Raw genomic sequence first — 506 nt, 5'->3', positions numbered from 1 at the left:
TTTTTGACAAAAACACCAAACACGGGCAGTAGAATCTACTGCCCGTGTTTGGTTTATACTTGCTAGCTCTGCTTGCCTTGCAGGTTTTATAGTTTATTTTATTCCTGTCTTGTACTCTTTGCTCCTATACTCTGCGTTATTGTCAGGATCGTATAGCTTGACTGTTTGGCTTTCCTGTCTCGTGACTTCTCCGTTTATTTTTTCCTGCCAAGTAAATGATACAACTGTTGTCGTCGGCTTTAGCGGATTGGGCTGATTGTCTAATTCTGGGTCTATGGCGAACGGTTCCTTAGCACGTAGTGTGAATTCAACCTCCAGTTTTAGCGCATCTAGATTCTTTGGGTTGAATGAGTTTGGAAGAGCTTTGAAGTGAATTGTTGTTTCTAAGTTTGGTTGCAAGTCTAAGCTTCCACTGAAACTAGAATCTTTCTTTTTCCCCACTTTATTATACGCATCAAAAAAGCCAAAGCCCAAATACTGAGAAGAACTGGTCTATCCGCTTTAAG

General features: G+C 40.7%; 1 protein-coding gene. It reads right to left on the bottom strand.

Annotation, left to right across the window (positions count from 1 at the left end):
- Nucleotides 1–93: 93 nt before the first annotated feature.
- A complete protein-coding gene (locus PORUE0001_RS05250) occupies nt 94–474 on the bottom strand; it encodes a hypothetical protein (protein WP_039865671.1) in 381 nt (126 codons plus the stop codon).
- Nucleotides 475–506: the final 32 nt, after the last annotated feature.

This window comes from Porphyromonas uenonis 60-3 (genome assembly GCF_000174775.1).
GTDB lineage: Bacteria > Bacteroidota > Bacteroidia > Bacteroidales > Porphyromonadaceae > Porphyromonas > Porphyromonas uenonis_A.
Note: the sequence above shows the minus strand (reverse complement) of the source record. Positions and strands in the feature narration are given on the sequence as shown.